This is a genomic window from Brevundimonas sp. MYb52 (genome assembly GCF_002979535.1).
Lineage (GTDB): Bacteria > Pseudomonadota > Alphaproteobacteria > Caulobacterales > Caulobacteraceae > Brevundimonas.
Map to the genome: position 1 here is coordinate 114,244 of NZ_PCPB01000005.1, position 13,464 is coordinate 127,707.

A 13,464-nucleotide genomic window follows, 5' to 3' on the forward strand; every position below is an offset into this window, starting at 1 on the left:
CGGATTCGTTAACGCTGCGCTGTGGCCAAGGAATCTTCAGTGCCGAAATTGACGCAACGTGAGCTGGAAGTCGTCCAGCTCGCGGGTCTGCGGCTGGGCGACAAGGAGATCGCGCAGCGGCTCGACCTGTCGCCGCGCACGGTCCAGAACCACCTGCATCGCGCCTATGAAAAGCTGGGCGTATCCGACCGTTTGCAGGCTGCGCGTCGCCTGAGTGAAAACTACTCAGGGGAAATACTCCCCCTATCCGAGCCGGTCTCGATTGAGCCAGTTGCGGCTGTCTCCGCAGCGTCTTCGCCGATGCTCGAGAACGGGACGCGGCGGTCGCTCTATGAACGATATGTCGCGTTGGACGGCTGGCGCCGACCCAGGAAGCTGGGGGGCTCCCTGCTGTGGCTGATCCTTGCCTGGTCTCTGGCCTGGCTGTTGATCGCCGCGGTCGGCGCCAGCCTCGCCAACCCGGTTCTCGAACTGATCGAAAGCCTGCGGTGACTTCGGAATTCACCGGGGTAATCGATGATGACAGGCCAATGAGCAAACGTCCCGAACGGGTCGTCGGCGCCGCCCAGGGCGGAACCGGTCGACGCGCGGGCTGATTTCGAACCATGCACCCCGTTCAGATCGCTCTCATCCTCGCCAACCTGATCGCCTTCGCCCTGCTGCTGTGGCGCGGCGAGACGGTCGAACGACTGGCCGTGGTCGCCCTTACGGCGGCCCAGGTCCTGTCGGTTCTGGTCCTGGGATGGGACATCGACGGCTTTCGGGTCGGGGTGATGCTGGTGGATCTGGCCTTGTTCGGCGCGCTGTGGGCGCTGGCTGAACACGGTCGTCGCTGGTGGCTGGTCGCCTGCGCCGGATTTCAGCTGATCATCGTGTTCAGCCATCTGGCCCCCTTTTTCGCTCACGAGCGGTTGGGATGGGCGGCGGTCACCTTGCAATGGGTCGCCTGGACCTTCGTCAGCCTGACGGCCTTCGTCGGGATCTGGGAAGCTGGGGCGGCCCGACGCTTCGCCCAGGAGGGGCGTGATGGCGCAGCAATGGACCATGGAAGCGGCGCGCGCGCTGCTGCATCAGTGGAATAGCCGAAAGGTCGAAAGCGCGGTCCGCGTGGGCGGGCTGACGGTCGATCTGGGCGATCTGGAGCATTGGCTGCTGGATCAGAAGCCGACCTCCCTGGCCGAGGCGGAACGTCTGCTGGACCTGATCTCGGCGCACGAATCCGGGGCCGCGAGCGACCTTGGCGGCCTGTGCCGGGTGGGCGGCGCAGTGCGCAACGACATCGATCCGCATCGTAGCCGGGTCGAGGTCAGTTTTGCGCCCCAGGCCTCCGGCCCCCTGGCGGGACGCGCCTGAAAGTCATCGTGGGCTGACGAAAAGTCACCGATTGCTGACCTGAGGTAAGGCTTTCAACGGCCGGAACCGACTGCTAGAGCGCGACTTCTGTCCGCGACAAAGGCTGTGCGCCGTCGCTCCGCAAAGCGGTTTCCCCTTTCATGAACTCCCCTGTCCGCGCCGCGTATCTCGCGTCCGTCGCCTTGCCCCTGCTTGTTTTCGCCGCGCCCACGTTCGCAGAGGATGCGGCGACCGAAGGGCCGACTCAGGTGTCCGAGATCGTGGTGACGGCCCAGCGGCGCGAGGCGACCCTGGCGTCCACGCCCCTGTCGCTGACGGTGGCGGCCCAGCCGCTGCTGAACGACGTCGGCGTGCACGACATCAAGGACCTGCAGATCCTGACGCCGGGCCTGGTGGTGGCCTCGACCTCGAACCAGACCTTCACCACGGCCCGCATTCGCGGCGTCGGCACGGTGGGCGACAATCCGGGGCTGGAAAGCTCGGTCGGCGTCATGATCGACGGCGTCTATCGCCCGCGCAACGGCGTGGCCCTGGGCGACCTGGGCGAGGTCGAGCGCATCGAGGTGCTGAAGGGCCCGCAGGCGACCCTGTTCGGCAAGAACACCTCGGCGGGCGTCATCAACGTCGTCACCGCCGCGCCGTCTTTCACGCCCCGGATGGCGGGCGAGGCGACCTTCGGCGACTACGGGACCGCAGGCGGCTCCGTCTCACTGACCGGCCCGATCGTGGATGAGGTTCTGGCGGGGCGGCTCTATGTCGCCGCGCGCCGCCGCGACGGCCTCTATGACGTGAAAACCGGAGACGGCCCGCGCACCGAAACCGACGATCAGAACGAACATTACGACACCGTGCGCGGCCAGCTTTTGTGGAAGGTCACGCCCGACCTGACCGCGCGCCTGACCGCCGACTGGACCGAGCGGGACGAGCGCTGCTGCGTCGGCGTGCAACTGGTCATGGGAAGCACCGCGCCCCTGCTGGCGACCTTCGCGCCCGACGGCGGGGTGGCGGCGACGCCCAATCCCTGGGCCCGCGTCGCCTACTCGAACCGCGACACCAACACCCGTATCCGCGACAAGGGTCTGGCCCTGCACCTGACCGCAAACCTGGGCTGGGCCACGCTTGAGAGCACCACGGCGGTGCGCGACTGGCGCGGCGTCATCAGCCAGGACTGGGATTTCACCTCGGCCGACCTGGCCTATCGCCCCGACGACGGCAGTTGGTCCAACCGCTTCCGCACCCTGACGCAGGAGGTCCGCCTGTCGGGTCGCCGCGATCGCCTGGACTGGTCGGCGGGCCTCTTCCTGTCGGACGAGAAGCTGACCCGTCGTGACAGCCTCTTCTACGGCGCCGACTATGAGGGCTATGTCAGCCGTCTGCTGTCGCGCACCAGCGCCAATCCGCTGGGCGATCCGACCTATGTCTCGACCCTGACCGGCCTGCCGGTGGGCGCGAGCTTCGTCGAGGGCGAGGGCCAGTTGGACCGCTACTGGCAGACGGCCCAGAGCGCCGCCCTGTTCGCCCAGGCCTCCTATGCCGTGACCGACCGTCTGACCCTGACCGGGGGCCTGCGCCGCACGCATGAGACCAAGGACATGGACGCGGCCTATGAGAACACCGACGGCGGCCGCGCCTGCGCCGCCGCACTGGCCAATGGCGTGGTCAACGGCACCCTGTGCCTGCCCTGGTCCAACCCGGCCTTCAACGGCCTGAAGACGTCCGAGACGGTCAAGGACGAGGCCTGGACCGGCCTGGCCCGCGCCGAATATCAGGCCAGCGAGGGCGTTCGCCTCTACGCTGGCTGGTCGCGCGGTCGCAAGAACGGCGGCTTCAACCTGGATCGCGGCCAGACCAACCGCGTGCCCGACGCCTCGCGCGCCTTCGGGGCCGAGACTGCCGACGCCTGGGAAGCCGGGGTCAAGAGCGTGTTGCTGGAGCGCCGCCTGCTGGTCAGCGCCGCCGCCTTCCGCCAGACCTATGACGACTTCCAATTGAACACCTTCCTGGGCACCACCTTCCTGGTGCGCTCGATCCCGGAAGTGCGGGCCAAGGGCGTCGAGGCGGACTTCATGTTCCTGCCTGTAGAAGGCCTGTCGCTGCAGGGCGGCGTGACCTACGCCCAGACCGAATACGGCCATGACCCCGTCGCCGGCTTGCCGCTGCTGGCCGGTCGTCGCCTGAACTTCGCCCCCTTGTGGAGCGGCTCTCTGGCGGGGACCTATGAGCGGTCGGTGGGCGCCGGCCTGACCGGACGCATCACGCTCGCGGCCAAGTATTCGTCGGAATACAATACCGGCTCGGACCTTGATCCGGCCAAGAGCCAGCCGGGCTTCTGGCTGGTCGACGGCCGCGTGGCTCTGGCCAAGGACGAGGCCTGGAGCGTCGAGTTGTGGGGCAAGAACCTGTTCGATCAGGACTATCGCCAGGTGGCCTTCGGCGCGCCCTTCCAGTCGGGCACCCTGGGCGCCTTCCTCGGCGCGCCGCGCACCGTGGGCGTGACGCTGCGGGTGGTGCGCTAAGGGGCGGATGAGCCATCCGATCAAAGACTCCCTTCCCCCTCGAGGGGGGAAGGGCCGGGGATGGGGGTGTGTGCGCCGCGATTGACGGGTGTGCGCATGAGACATCGGCGTCTCCGGGGCTTGATCAGCGACGTCGGCGCGAACACCCCCACCCAACCCTCCCCCCTCGAGGGGGAGGGCTTTTGAGGGAGCTTACCCCTTGTCGCGCGCGTCGTCCTTCGCCGCGCGCTCGGCCTGACCGCGCCAGCCATAGCCTTCGCCGTGCTTGCCGACGCTGGAGAAGGTCGCTTCCTCGGCCTTGTGGAAATACTGCTCGGCCACCATCCAGCCCTTGAAGGGGCGCAGCACGCCCAGGCACATCAGGGCCAGGATCGGCAGGGTGACGACGAAGTGCACCCAGACGGGCGGGTGGACGTTGAACTCGAAGATCATGAAGCCGATCATGCCGACGATCCCCACCGCCGACATGACGAAGAAGGCCGGGCCGTCCGCCGGGTCGGCGAAGCTGTAGTCCAGGCCGCAGTTGGTGCATTCCTTGCGGATGGTCAGATAGCCCTGGAACAGAGGGCCGACGCCGCAGCGCGGGCAGCGGCAGCGCACGCCTGTCTTCAGCGGGCTGAGGGGCGGATAGACGGGGTCGGACACGGCAACACCTGACGAACGGGGTGACGATAACGTCGATACCGAGGATGTCGCCCTTTCACGCGCGCGTCGCAAGCGGGTGATTTGTCCTACCCACATGGTAAGGTTTTTTCAGCAGCGCTTTAACTGGCGTTAACTGTGATGAAAGCCCTTTCGCGCGAGTGTGCGCGCGTATGTCCGGGGCCACCGCCAGCAAGCGCGTTCTGAAGACGACCGTGGCGGCCGCCGCGGCGGGCGTCGTGGTGTTCGCGCCGCTCGCACCGCACGCCGAGGGCGCCAGGGCCAGCAGCGGCCCGGTCGAGATCCGCGTCGGCGCCAACTCCGGTTTCACCAAGATCGAATTCGCCGGGGCCGTGGGCGGACGCGCTCGGGTGCGCCAGGACGGCCGCGCCGTCATCGTCCGCATCGGCACGACCGCCGCCCCCGACGTCAGTCGTCTGCGCGTCGACCCGCCCAAGGGCGTCGACAAGGTCGAGACCCGTTCGGTGCAAGGCGCGACCGAACTGGTCCTGACCCTGGCCGAAGGGGCGGGCATTCGCTCCGGCGTCGCTGACGGTGCGGTCTGGCTCAACCTCTATGCGCCCGGCGCGGCGCCCGAGGGGGCCAAGCCCTCGGTCGTGCCTGCCGGCGGAGCCGTTCCGGTGACCGCCGAGGTCAAGGACGAGACGACGCGCCTGACCTTCGCCTGGGCCGCGCCGGTCGGGGCGGCCGTCTTCCGGCGCGGCGACGCGGTCTGGGTGGTGTTCGACGCCGCCGCCCGCATGAACATGCCCGCCGCCGCAAAGGCCGGCGACGCGGCCAAGGCGCGCTGGGCCGCCGGTCCCGACTTCACCGCCATCCGTATTCCCGCCGCCGAGGGCCAGACGGTGTCGGCCCGCGCCGACGGCGCCGCGTGGGTCGTCACCCTGGGCGGCGCCGCGCCGACCGTGACCGGCGTCGAGATCGGCCGCGACGACAGCGTCCAGACGGCCCTGACCGCGCGCATGGCCGGGGCCACCAAGACCGTGTGGCTGACCGATCCCATGGTCGGCGACCGCTTCGCCGCCGTCACGGCGCTTGCGCCTGGCAAGGGCATGGCGCGGGGGCGCCGCACCGTCGATCTGGCCCTGCTGCCCACCGCCCACGGTCTGGCGGTCGAGACGCCGACCGATGACCTGACCGTCAAGGCTGAGGGCGACATCGTCACCCTGTCGCGGCCCAGAGGCCTGCGCCTGTCGCCGCCGACGGTCGGCCTGGAAGCCGCCGCCGAAACCCACGCCCCGCGCGCCGCCGTGCGCCCGGCCTTGATCATTTCCGACTGGGCCGATCTGGGAAGCGACAGCTTCAACGACCGTCATCGCGCGCTGCAGGTCGCCGCCGAACTGGAAAGCGGCCGCGCCGCCGAGGACCCGCGGGCCCCCATCGAATCTCGCTTGGCCTACGCCCGTTTCCTGGTGGGGCAGGGGCTGGGTTATGAGGCCATCGGCGTGCTGAACGCCCTGGTCAAGCAGACCCCGGCCATGCAGGGCGTGGCCGAGGTGCGCGGCCTGCGCGGCGCCGCCCGCGCCTCCATCGGGCGCCTGGCCGAGGCCGAGGCGGATTTCTCCGCCGGCGCTCTGGCGGGCGATCCCTCGACCCGCGTCTGGCAGGGCTATATCGCCGCCCAGCGCAGCGACTGGACCACGGCGCGGCAGGCCTTCGCCGCCGGCGCGGGCGTGGTCGACAACTTCACCCCCGAGTGGCGCGCTCGCTTCGGCGCGGCCCATGCCCTGGCCGCCGTCGAGACCGGCGATCTGGACGCCGCGCGCGAACTGCTGGCCTATGTCTTCAGCCAGCCGGGCATCTCGGCGGCGGATCAACTGACCGCCCGTCTGGTCCAGGCTCGGTTGTTCGAGCTGGAACAGAAGCCAGCCCAGGCTTTGGCCCTCTACAAGGCCGTGGCCCGCGCCCCGTTGGACGGCATCGCCACCCCGGCCAAGCTGGGCGTCGTGCGGCTGGAAATGGCCAGGGGGACGATGAAGCCCGATACGGCGGCGGCTCAGCTGGAGGCGCTGAAGTGGCGTTGGCGCGGCGACGGCACCGAACTGGCCGTGATCCGCAGCCTGGGCGAGCTCTATCTGTCGCAGGGCCGTTACCGCGAGGCCCTGACCACGCTGAAGGCGGCGGGCCGCAAGATCGTGGTCCTGCCCGGCGGCGACAAGCTGCAGTCCGATCTGGACAACGCCTTCCGCGCCCTGTTCCTCGACGGCGCCGCCGACGGCTTGCAGCCGGTGCAGGCCCTGGCGCTCTTCTTTGACTTCCGCGAGCTGACGCCGGTCGGCGCCGACGGCGACGAGATGGTGCGGCGTCTGGCCCGTCGACTGATCGACGTCGATCTGCTGGATCAGGCGGCGGAGTTGCTGAAGTATCAGGCCGACAACCGCCTCGACGGCGTGGCCAAGGCCCAGGTCTCGACCAATCTGGCCGCTGTCTATCTGATGAACCGCCAGCCGGAACAGGCGCTGCAGGCCCTGTGGAGCTCGCGCACCACCCTTCTGCCCACGGCCATGAACACCGAGCGCAGGGCGCTCGAGGCCCGCGCCTTGATGGAACTGGGCCGCTATGACCATGCACTGGAGCTACTGGGCAAGGACGCCTCGCCTGCCGGTCGCGATGTGCGGGCCGAGATCTTCTGGAAGCAGCAGCAGTGGGGCGCGGCGGCGGCCATCTACGAGCAGCAGTTGGGCAATCGCTATCGCGATACGGTCATCCCGCTGACGGCGGATGAGGAGAACCGGCTGATCCGCGCCGGGGTCGGCTACTCGCTGGCGCGCGACGCGGGCGCGTTGAACCGCCTGTCGAACAACTATTCCGGCTTTGCCGACAAGGCCCGCTCGCCGGGCGGCATCCGCATCGCCCTGGCGGGGCTGGACGGCGCCGACGGCTCGGGCCGTCCGCAGGACTTCGCCACCCTCAGCGCCGGGGCGGACACCTATGCGGGCTGGATCGCGGCGACCAAGGCCGAGTTCAGACAGAAAACGGGCGGGGAGCGCCCTGCGACCCCCGCCCGTACCCAGGCGGCCGGAGCCGCCTGATTTTCTCTTTTTAAGAGAGGCCCCTAACGCCTCGCACGCGGTGCGAGGCTACTTGAGGGGCAAAGCCGGACAGTTCGTGAAATCACGACCCCGTCTGGCCTAAAGGCTTAGCCGTTGACGGCGTCCTTCAGGGGCTTGGACACGCGGAAGCGCACAGCCTTCGAAGCAGCGATCTTGATGGTCGCGCCCGTGGCCGGGTTGCGGCCTTCGCGCTCGGCGCGCTCGGCGGTGTCGAAGACGCCCAGGTTCGAGATGCGGACGTCCGAACCCGAAACCAGGCTCTTGTGGATGTTCTTGACGATCGCGTCGAGGACGCGGCCGGCGTCGGCCTGCGAGACACCTGCGTCCTTGGCGACGGCGGCGATCAGTTCGGCTTGAGTGGTCATAAGGGTTTTCCCAGTGGTGGTCGTCCGATTCCCGGACGAAGACCGGAGGATCAACACGTGTTTGCCCGAGCTTGGCAAGCCCGCATGACGCTCAAAGCCCCTGAGGGCGGGGACTTATCCCCCGCCAGCGCCTCTCTGGAAGCTCTCGACCAGGCTTCCCGCGACCAGACGCCAGCCGTCCACCAGCACGAAGAAGATCAGCTTGAACGGCAGGGAAATGACCACCGGCGGCAGCATCATCATACCCATGGACATCAGCACGCTGGCGACCACCAGATCGATCACAAGGAACGGAACGAAAAGAAGAAATCCGATCGTGAAGGCCTTCTTCAACTCACTGATCATGAAGGCCGGCGTGACCACTCGCAGGGGCAGTTCCTGCACGTCCTGAGGGGGGGTGACTTTCGACAGTCGGGTGAACAGGGCCAGGTCGCCCTGGTCCACCTGGGCCAGCATGAAGGTTTTCACCGGTTCGGAGGCCGCGTCGAAGGCCTGAGGCAGCTCCATCTGCTGATCCATCAGCGGGCGGATGCCCGAATCATAGGCGTCCTGCCAGGTCGGGGCCATGACGATGGCGCTGAGAAACAGGGCCAGGGACACCAGCACCGCGTTGGGCGGCGACTGCTGCATCCCCAGCGCGGTGCGCAGCAAGGACAGCACCACGATGATGCGCACGAAGCTGGTGGTCATGATGACGATGGAGGGGGCCAGCGACAGGACGGTCATCAGCCCCACCAGCTGCACCACCCGCTGCGTCAGGCCTGCGCCGGTGCCCAGGTCGATGTTGATGGCCGATCCGTTCTGCGCCACCTCCTGCGCCAGCGCGCCCAGAGGCCAGACCAGACACAGGGCGGTGGTGATCAGCGACAGCAGGGCGGCGCGCTTCAGCTCGGCGCGCGAGGGCAGGGCGAAAACACTTTCCTCCCCACGACGTGGGGAGGGGGACCGCGCAGCGGTGGAGGGGGCGGCGCGACGGCAGGCATTGGAGCGTGAAGACGGGTAGGGCGGCGTCGCCCCCTCCGTCACGGTCGCTGCGCGCCCGCGCCACCTCCCCATTCGCGATGCGAACAGGGAGGAAAGGCTGAAGCGGTTCATTTCGCGTCTCCCGTTTCGGCAACGGGGCCGCGCGGCTCGATCAACTCGCGTCCTTCGCCCAGCAGGATCAGCCGCTCCTCGGCGTCCACCCGCACCAGGACCAGACGGCGCGCTGGGTCCAGCACCAGGGTCTCGATGACCTGCAACCGCCGGGCGCCGCGCTCGGCCTGGAACTTCGCCAGCACCTGCGGCGCATAGCGACGCGCCGCCCAGGCGGCCAGGCCGATCAGGCCCAGTGTGATCGCCAGGCCGAACACCGCCCGGAACAGGTCGAGGAAATTCATGCGGATTCGAGGCCCCAACAGCGCCTACAGGCGCGCCGCTTCGCCCGCACGTTTCGCGGCTCGTGGTTAACGCCGCGTTTAGAAACACCGAATATTAACCATGGAGGCGGCAAATTCTGCCGATCAACCGTGCGAGGCGACCGCGTGTCCGTCACCGACATTCCGCTGCTGAATCAGATCAAGGGCCGTCTCGGATGGCTCGACGATCGTCAGCGCGTGATCGCCCAGAACGTCGCCAACTCCGACACCCCTGGCTTCATGGCCCGCGACCTGAAGGCGCCGACCGACTTCGCCGAGGCCATGCGCACCGGCGGCGGCCTGCGGATGGTCGCCACCAACGCCCGCCACATCACCCCGGCGGGGCGGGCCGCACGCTTCGACTCGCTGAACGCGCCCGATTCGGAGACCACGCTCGACGGCAACTCGGTCGTGGTCGAGGAGCAGATGCTCAAGATGGCCGAGAGCCGCATGGCCTATGACGCGGCCATCGGCTTCTACCAGAAGTCCATGCAGATGATCCGCCTGGCGGCCAAGAAGCCCGGCGTCTGAGGGAGACTGATCCATGCCTGATCCGGTCAACGGCCGTCCCGTCACCCCGCGAAACACCGCCATGGGCGTCGCCGCCGGCGCCCTGAAGGCGCAGCAGTCGCGCATGCGCATCATCGCCGAGAACATCGCCAACGCCCAGTCGACGGCCACGGTCGCGGGCGGCGAGCCCTATCGTCGCCAGACCCCGGTCTTCCAGGCGCGCAACGTCAACGGCGCCACCGGCGTGGTCCTGGCCGAGGTCCGCCCGGACCAGAGCCCCTTCCGCGTCGAATACGACCCCTCGCACCCGGCCGCCAACGCCGAGGGCTATGTCCAGCGACCCAATGTCGACACCCTGGTCGAGGCCATGGACATGCGCGAGGCGCAGCGCGCCTACGAGGCCAATCTGAACGTCATCGAGACGGCGCGGAACATGGAGTCCCGCACCCTCGACATCATCAAGAAGTAAGGGCTAGCCCATGAACCCCATGATGGCGGCCAAGGCCTATGCAGCCGTTCAGGGCGGAGCCATGCCCACGGCGACGCCGCCCAGCGCGGCTTCGGCCGCCCAGGGACCGGGCTTTTCGGAACTGCTGCAGAACGTCATGACCCAGACGGCCCAGCAGACACGCGGCGCCGAAACCCAGATGAGCCAGATGGTCCAGGGCCAGGGCAGCCTGATCGACGTCGTCACCGCCGTCTCCTCCGCCGAAGCCTCTCTGGAAACCGTCATGGCCGTCCGCGACCAGGTCATCTCGGCCTATCAGGAAATCATGCGGATGCCGATCTGAGGGCTTGTCTTGCCGTCATCCCGGGGCCGCGCAGCGGAACCCGGGACCCAGACGGTCGTGCATTCGTGGTTCTGGGCCGTTCTCGCTGAAACGTCTGGGCCCCGGATCGCCCCTGCGGGTCGTCCGGGGTGACGGCGGAGAGGGAGGCGCCGCCCTTCTAGTCCGCCAGATAGCCCGACGCGTCCACAAAGGCCTGAACCGCCGCCGGGTCGGAGTAGTCCAGCTCGATCATGGTCTTGAGCGCCGCCGCCTTGTCCGATGCCCGGTCGTAATAGCCGCGCGTGATGGCGTAGCCGACGTAGTAGCCGAGGTCGCGCACGCCGAAGGCGTTGTCGGCGCTGTTGTAGAGCCAGCCGCTGAAGTCCTCGCCCGCCATGTCGCGGCGGAAGGCGGCCTTGATGGCGGGATCATGGGCCGGTCCATAGGCGACATAGGCCAGATCGGGCATCCGCCCCGTCACCTGTTCCGCCACGAAGTCGGCCACGCCCTCATAGACGGCCTGCGACAACAGGTTGCTGCGCTCGCCGACCTGCTGGGTGTGAACCACCTCGTGCACGGCCAGCAGGTCCAGGTTGTCCAGCGGCTTGCTGGCGAAGTAGGAGGCGAAGAAGCGTTGCAGACCCGCCGGCATTTCCGAGGTGTCGACGCTGGCGTCGCCCGTGGCCATTTCGACGCCCAGCAGCACCTTGTCGCCCTGGGTGGTTCCAGCCGAGCGCAGGGCGCCGACCTCGAAATAGATGCCGGCGGGGCGCAACTCGGGATAGAGGGCCTTGAACCGTTCCAGATGCGCTTCCAGCCGCGTCAGGGCGCCTGCCGCCAGCGCCGTGCGCGGCCGCACCGTGTCCCAGTAGGCCGGATAGGCGCGGATGGCGTTCAGATAGGTGTCCGCCGTATAGCCCTTGGCCTCCATGAAGGCGGTCAGGCCCGGCGTGCCCGCGTCGATATAGAGGCGTTGGAAAGCGGCCTTCTGCGCCTCGGGCGTGTCCGCTGCGCGCACGGCGTCATAGGCGGTCCAGAAGCGGGCGACGTCGCCGTCTTCCAGCCGGATCGGCGTGGTCTGCGCCTGGGCGCTTGCGGCCACGAGGCCCAGACCCAGACTGATCGCCAAAGCCCATCGACGCATGACTGTTCCCCTCAAAGCCAGGCTCGACAGAAGGCGGCTGGCGGCGGCGCTGTCAAATGAAACGCCGGTAATATGGGGATCGAACCCTCGCCTTCAGCGGTTCTCTCCTGAACAGGGAGAGATGTCATGCTCAAGAACAAGAACTCCTCGGCCATCGTGGCGGTGAAGGATCTGGATCGCGCCAAGGCCTTCTATTCCGACGTGCTGGAGCTGAACCTGGCCGACACCTCGATGGAGGGGATGCTGGGCTATCGCACCGGCTCGACCTGGCTGACGGTCTATAAATCCGACTTCGCCGGCACCAATCAGGCCAATGCCGTGACCTGGGACGTCGGCGTCGAGCTGGACGACATCGTGGAAGGGCTGAAGGCCAGGGGCGTGACCTTCGAGCACTATGACGACATGGGCCGGGTGGGCGACATCCACGTCTGCGGCACGATGCGTCTGGCCTGGTTCAAGGACCCCGACGGCAACATCCTGCATATGGTCGGCGCGACGGGCTAACCCTCCAGCGAGACCACCGGCTCCTTGATCTCGACCCGCGCATGGCCGCGCTTCTTCAGCCAGGCGCGGATACGTTTCTGGATCGGATTGTCGACGCCGTAGTGGAACAGGAAGGCGAAGACGAAGGCCGCGCCGACGCCCATGACCCACAGCAGCCAGCGCCAGGCTTCGCCCAGGCTCAGCTTGTTCGCCGTGGCCTCGGCCAGACCGAACCAGCCGATGCGGACGACCTCGTTGGAGATGAACATGGCGAAGGAGACCACCGCCGCCTGCTCCACCAGCTTGGACGGCTTGGTCACCGGCACGGCGCCAGCCGCCAGGATGATGATGGAGATGAGGGTTAGCGAGATCAGGGCGTGCTTGTCGAAATACTGGACGATGGCGAGGGCGATCGAGGCCAGCAGCAATGCCCAGCCCGCCAGGCGCGGATTGATCCAGACGCCCTGTGCGAACCAGGCCAGCCCCATGCCGAGGATGAACAGGGGCAGGGCGCGCCAGATGCCCAGCGCCAGCGGCATCTGATAGACGGGATACTTGAGGATGGCCCAGCTCAGCTCATTGGCCGCCAGATAGCCGATCACCACCAGCCCCAGCGCCATCCACGGTCCGACCCGCGTCAGGCCGCGCAGCACCCAGGGGAAGGCCAGATAGCAGCCCAGCAGGGCCGAGATCGACCAACTGGGGGCGTTCCAGCCCAGACCGCCATGCACGCCGAACGACTGCACCAGCGCGACCTGCGCCGGCAGTTGATCCCAGGCGAACCACTCGGGATGGGTCGGCGGCAGGCCGATGGCCGTGCCCAGCAGCACCATGGCCACCAGCAGGCCCAGCATGATCAGATGGGCCGGAAACACCCGCAGCGAGCGCTTCAGGAAGAAGTCCGTCTTGGACATCCGGCCCCCGCCGACCGCGGCGCCATAGACGCGCATCAGCACATAGCCGCTGTCGATCAGGAAGAAGTTGGTCAGCAGAAAGCCGCCCCGCTCGAACACCGGATGCACCGCCTCGGCCAGGGCATGGGGCGCCGAGGCCTGGAAATGGTGCAGGATGATCAGCGCCGCCACGATGAAGCGCAGCGCGTCCAGCCAGCCGCCGCGCATGATCGGCGGCGGCTCATTATGAGACGAAAACGCGGTCCAGCCCATGGCGATGGCTCCCTTCAGGAAGCCTAACGCAAGAAGGGGGCCGC

General features: G+C 68.0%; 15 protein-coding genes. 9 read left to right on the forward strand and 6 right to left on the reverse strand.

Annotation, left to right across the window (positions count from 1 at the left end):
• The first annotated feature begins 21 nt into the window (after nt 1–21).
• From CQ039_RS08180 to CQ039_RS08195, 4 genes are all read left to right on the forward strand, one after another.
• The gene (locus CQ039_RS08180; RefSeq protein ID WP_233190266.1) at nt 22–492 is read left to right on the forward strand and encodes a response regulator transcription factor; all 471 of its coding nucleotides are present in this window, start codon (nt 22–24) and stop codon (nt 490–492) included.
• 113 nt (nt 493–605) lie between these two features.
• The gene (locus CQ039_RS08185) at nt 606–1,082 is read left to right on the forward strand and encodes a hypothetical protein (RefSeq protein ID WP_105564058.1); all 477 of its coding nucleotides are present in this window, start codon (nt 606–608) and stop codon (nt 1,080–1,082) included.
• Nucleotides 1,027–1,353 (forward strand): hypothetical protein, encoded by a 327-nt coding sequence (locus tag CQ039_RS08190; RefSeq protein WP_233190267.1) that lies wholly within the window; start codon nt 1,027–1,029, stop codon nt 1,351–1,353. The genes CQ039_RS08185 and CQ039_RS08190 overlap by 56 nt, the downstream gene beginning before the upstream one ends.
• A 140-nt stretch (nt 1,354–1,493) precedes the next feature.
• Nucleotides 1,494–3,869 (forward strand): TonB-dependent receptor, encoded by a 2,376-nt coding sequence (locus tag CQ039_RS08195; RefSeq protein ID WP_105564060.1) that lies wholly within the window; start codon nt 1,494–1,496, stop codon nt 3,867–3,869.
• Between the two features lie 192 nt (nt 3,870–4,061).
• On the opposite strand, the gene CQ039_RS08200 is transcribed toward CQ039_RS08195, so the two are convergent.
• On the reverse strand, nt 4,062–4,514 hold the full coding sequence (locus tag CQ039_RS08200; RefSeq protein WP_233190269.1) for a DUF983 domain-containing protein: 453 nt from the start codon (nt 4,512–4,514) through the stop codon (nt 4,062–4,064).
• A gap of 170 nt (nt 4,515–4,684) precedes the next feature.
• On the opposite strand from CQ039_RS08200, the gene CQ039_RS08205 reads away from it, so the two are divergent.
• Nucleotides 4,685–7,564, forward strand: a complete 2,880-nt coding sequence (locus tag CQ039_RS08205; RefSeq protein ID WP_105564061.1) for a hypothetical protein — start codon at nt 4,685–4,687, stop codon at nt 7,562–7,564.
• Nucleotides 7,565–7,671: 107 nt separating this feature from the next.
• Here CQ039_RS08205 and CQ039_RS08210 read toward each other — a convergent pair whose 3' ends face one another.
• The 3 genes from CQ039_RS08210 to CQ039_RS08220 form a co-directional block, all read right to left on the reverse strand.
• The gene (locus CQ039_RS08210; protein WP_105564062.1) at nt 7,672–7,950 is read right to left on the reverse strand and encodes an HU family DNA-binding protein; all 279 of its coding nucleotides are present in this window, start codon (nt 7,948–7,950) and stop codon (nt 7,672–7,674) included.
• Nucleotides 7,951–8,064: 114 nt separating this feature from the next.
• Entirely contained in the window at nt 8,065–8,856 is a 792-nt protein-coding gene (gene fliP / locus CQ039_RS08215) for a flagellar type III secretion system pore protein FliP (protein ID WP_105564104.1), read from the reverse strand.
• A gap of 185 nt (nt 8,857–9,041) precedes the next feature.
• On the reverse strand, nt 9,042–9,329 hold the full coding sequence (locus tag CQ039_RS08220; protein ID WP_105564063.1) for a flagellar biosynthetic protein FliO: 288 nt from the start codon (nt 9,327–9,329) through the stop codon (nt 9,042–9,044).
• A 144-nt stretch (nt 9,330–9,473) separates the two neighbouring features.
• Between CQ039_RS08220 and flgB the strand changes: the two genes are divergently transcribed.
• Genes flgB through fliE form a run of 3 tightly spaced genes read left to right on the forward strand, consistent with a single transcriptional unit; the run spans nt 9,474 to nt 10,648 of the window.
• On the forward strand, nt 9,474–9,878 hold the full coding sequence (gene flgB, locus CQ039_RS08225) for a flagellar basal body rod protein FlgB (protein ID WP_105564064.1): 405 nt from the start codon (nt 9,474–9,476) through the stop codon (nt 9,876–9,878).
• Nucleotides 9,879–9,891: 13 nt separating this feature from the next.
• The gene (gene flgC / locus CQ039_RS08230; protein ID WP_233190270.1) at nt 9,892–10,326 is read left to right on the forward strand and encodes a flagellar basal body rod protein FlgC; all 435 of its coding nucleotides are present in this window, start codon (nt 9,892–9,894) and stop codon (nt 10,324–10,326) included.
• A gap of 10 nt (nt 10,327–10,336) precedes the next feature.
• Nucleotides 10,337–10,648 carry a flagellar hook-basal body complex protein FliE gene (gene fliE / locus CQ039_RS08235; RefSeq protein ID WP_105564065.1) on the forward strand — a complete coding sequence of 104 codons (312 nt, stop codon included), beginning with the start codon at nt 10,337–10,339 and terminating at the stop codon, nt 10,646–10,648.
• A gap of 157 nt (nt 10,649–10,805) precedes the next feature.
• Here fliE and CQ039_RS08240 read toward each other — a convergent pair whose 3' ends face one another.
• Nucleotides 10,806–11,771, reverse strand: a complete 966-nt coding sequence (locus tag CQ039_RS08240) for a hypothetical protein (protein WP_105564066.1) — start codon at nt 11,769–11,771, stop codon at nt 10,806–10,808.
• A gap of 126 nt (nt 11,772–11,897) precedes the next feature.
• On the opposite strand from CQ039_RS08240, the gene CQ039_RS08245 reads away from it, so the two are divergent.
• Complete coding sequence (locus tag CQ039_RS08245; RefSeq protein ID WP_105564067.1) at nt 11,898–12,275, forward strand: VOC family protein; 378 nt, start codon at nt 11,898–11,900, stop codon at nt 12,273–12,275.
• On the opposite strand, the gene CQ039_RS08250 is transcribed toward CQ039_RS08245, so the two are convergent.
• The gene (locus CQ039_RS08250) at nt 12,272–13,420 is read right to left on the reverse strand and encodes an acyltransferase (RefSeq protein ID WP_199183604.1); all 1,149 of its coding nucleotides are present in this window, start codon (nt 13,418–13,420) and stop codon (nt 12,272–12,274) included. The genes CQ039_RS08245 and CQ039_RS08250 overlap by 4 nt on opposite strands.
• Nucleotides 13,421–13,464 lie beyond the last annotated feature (44 nt).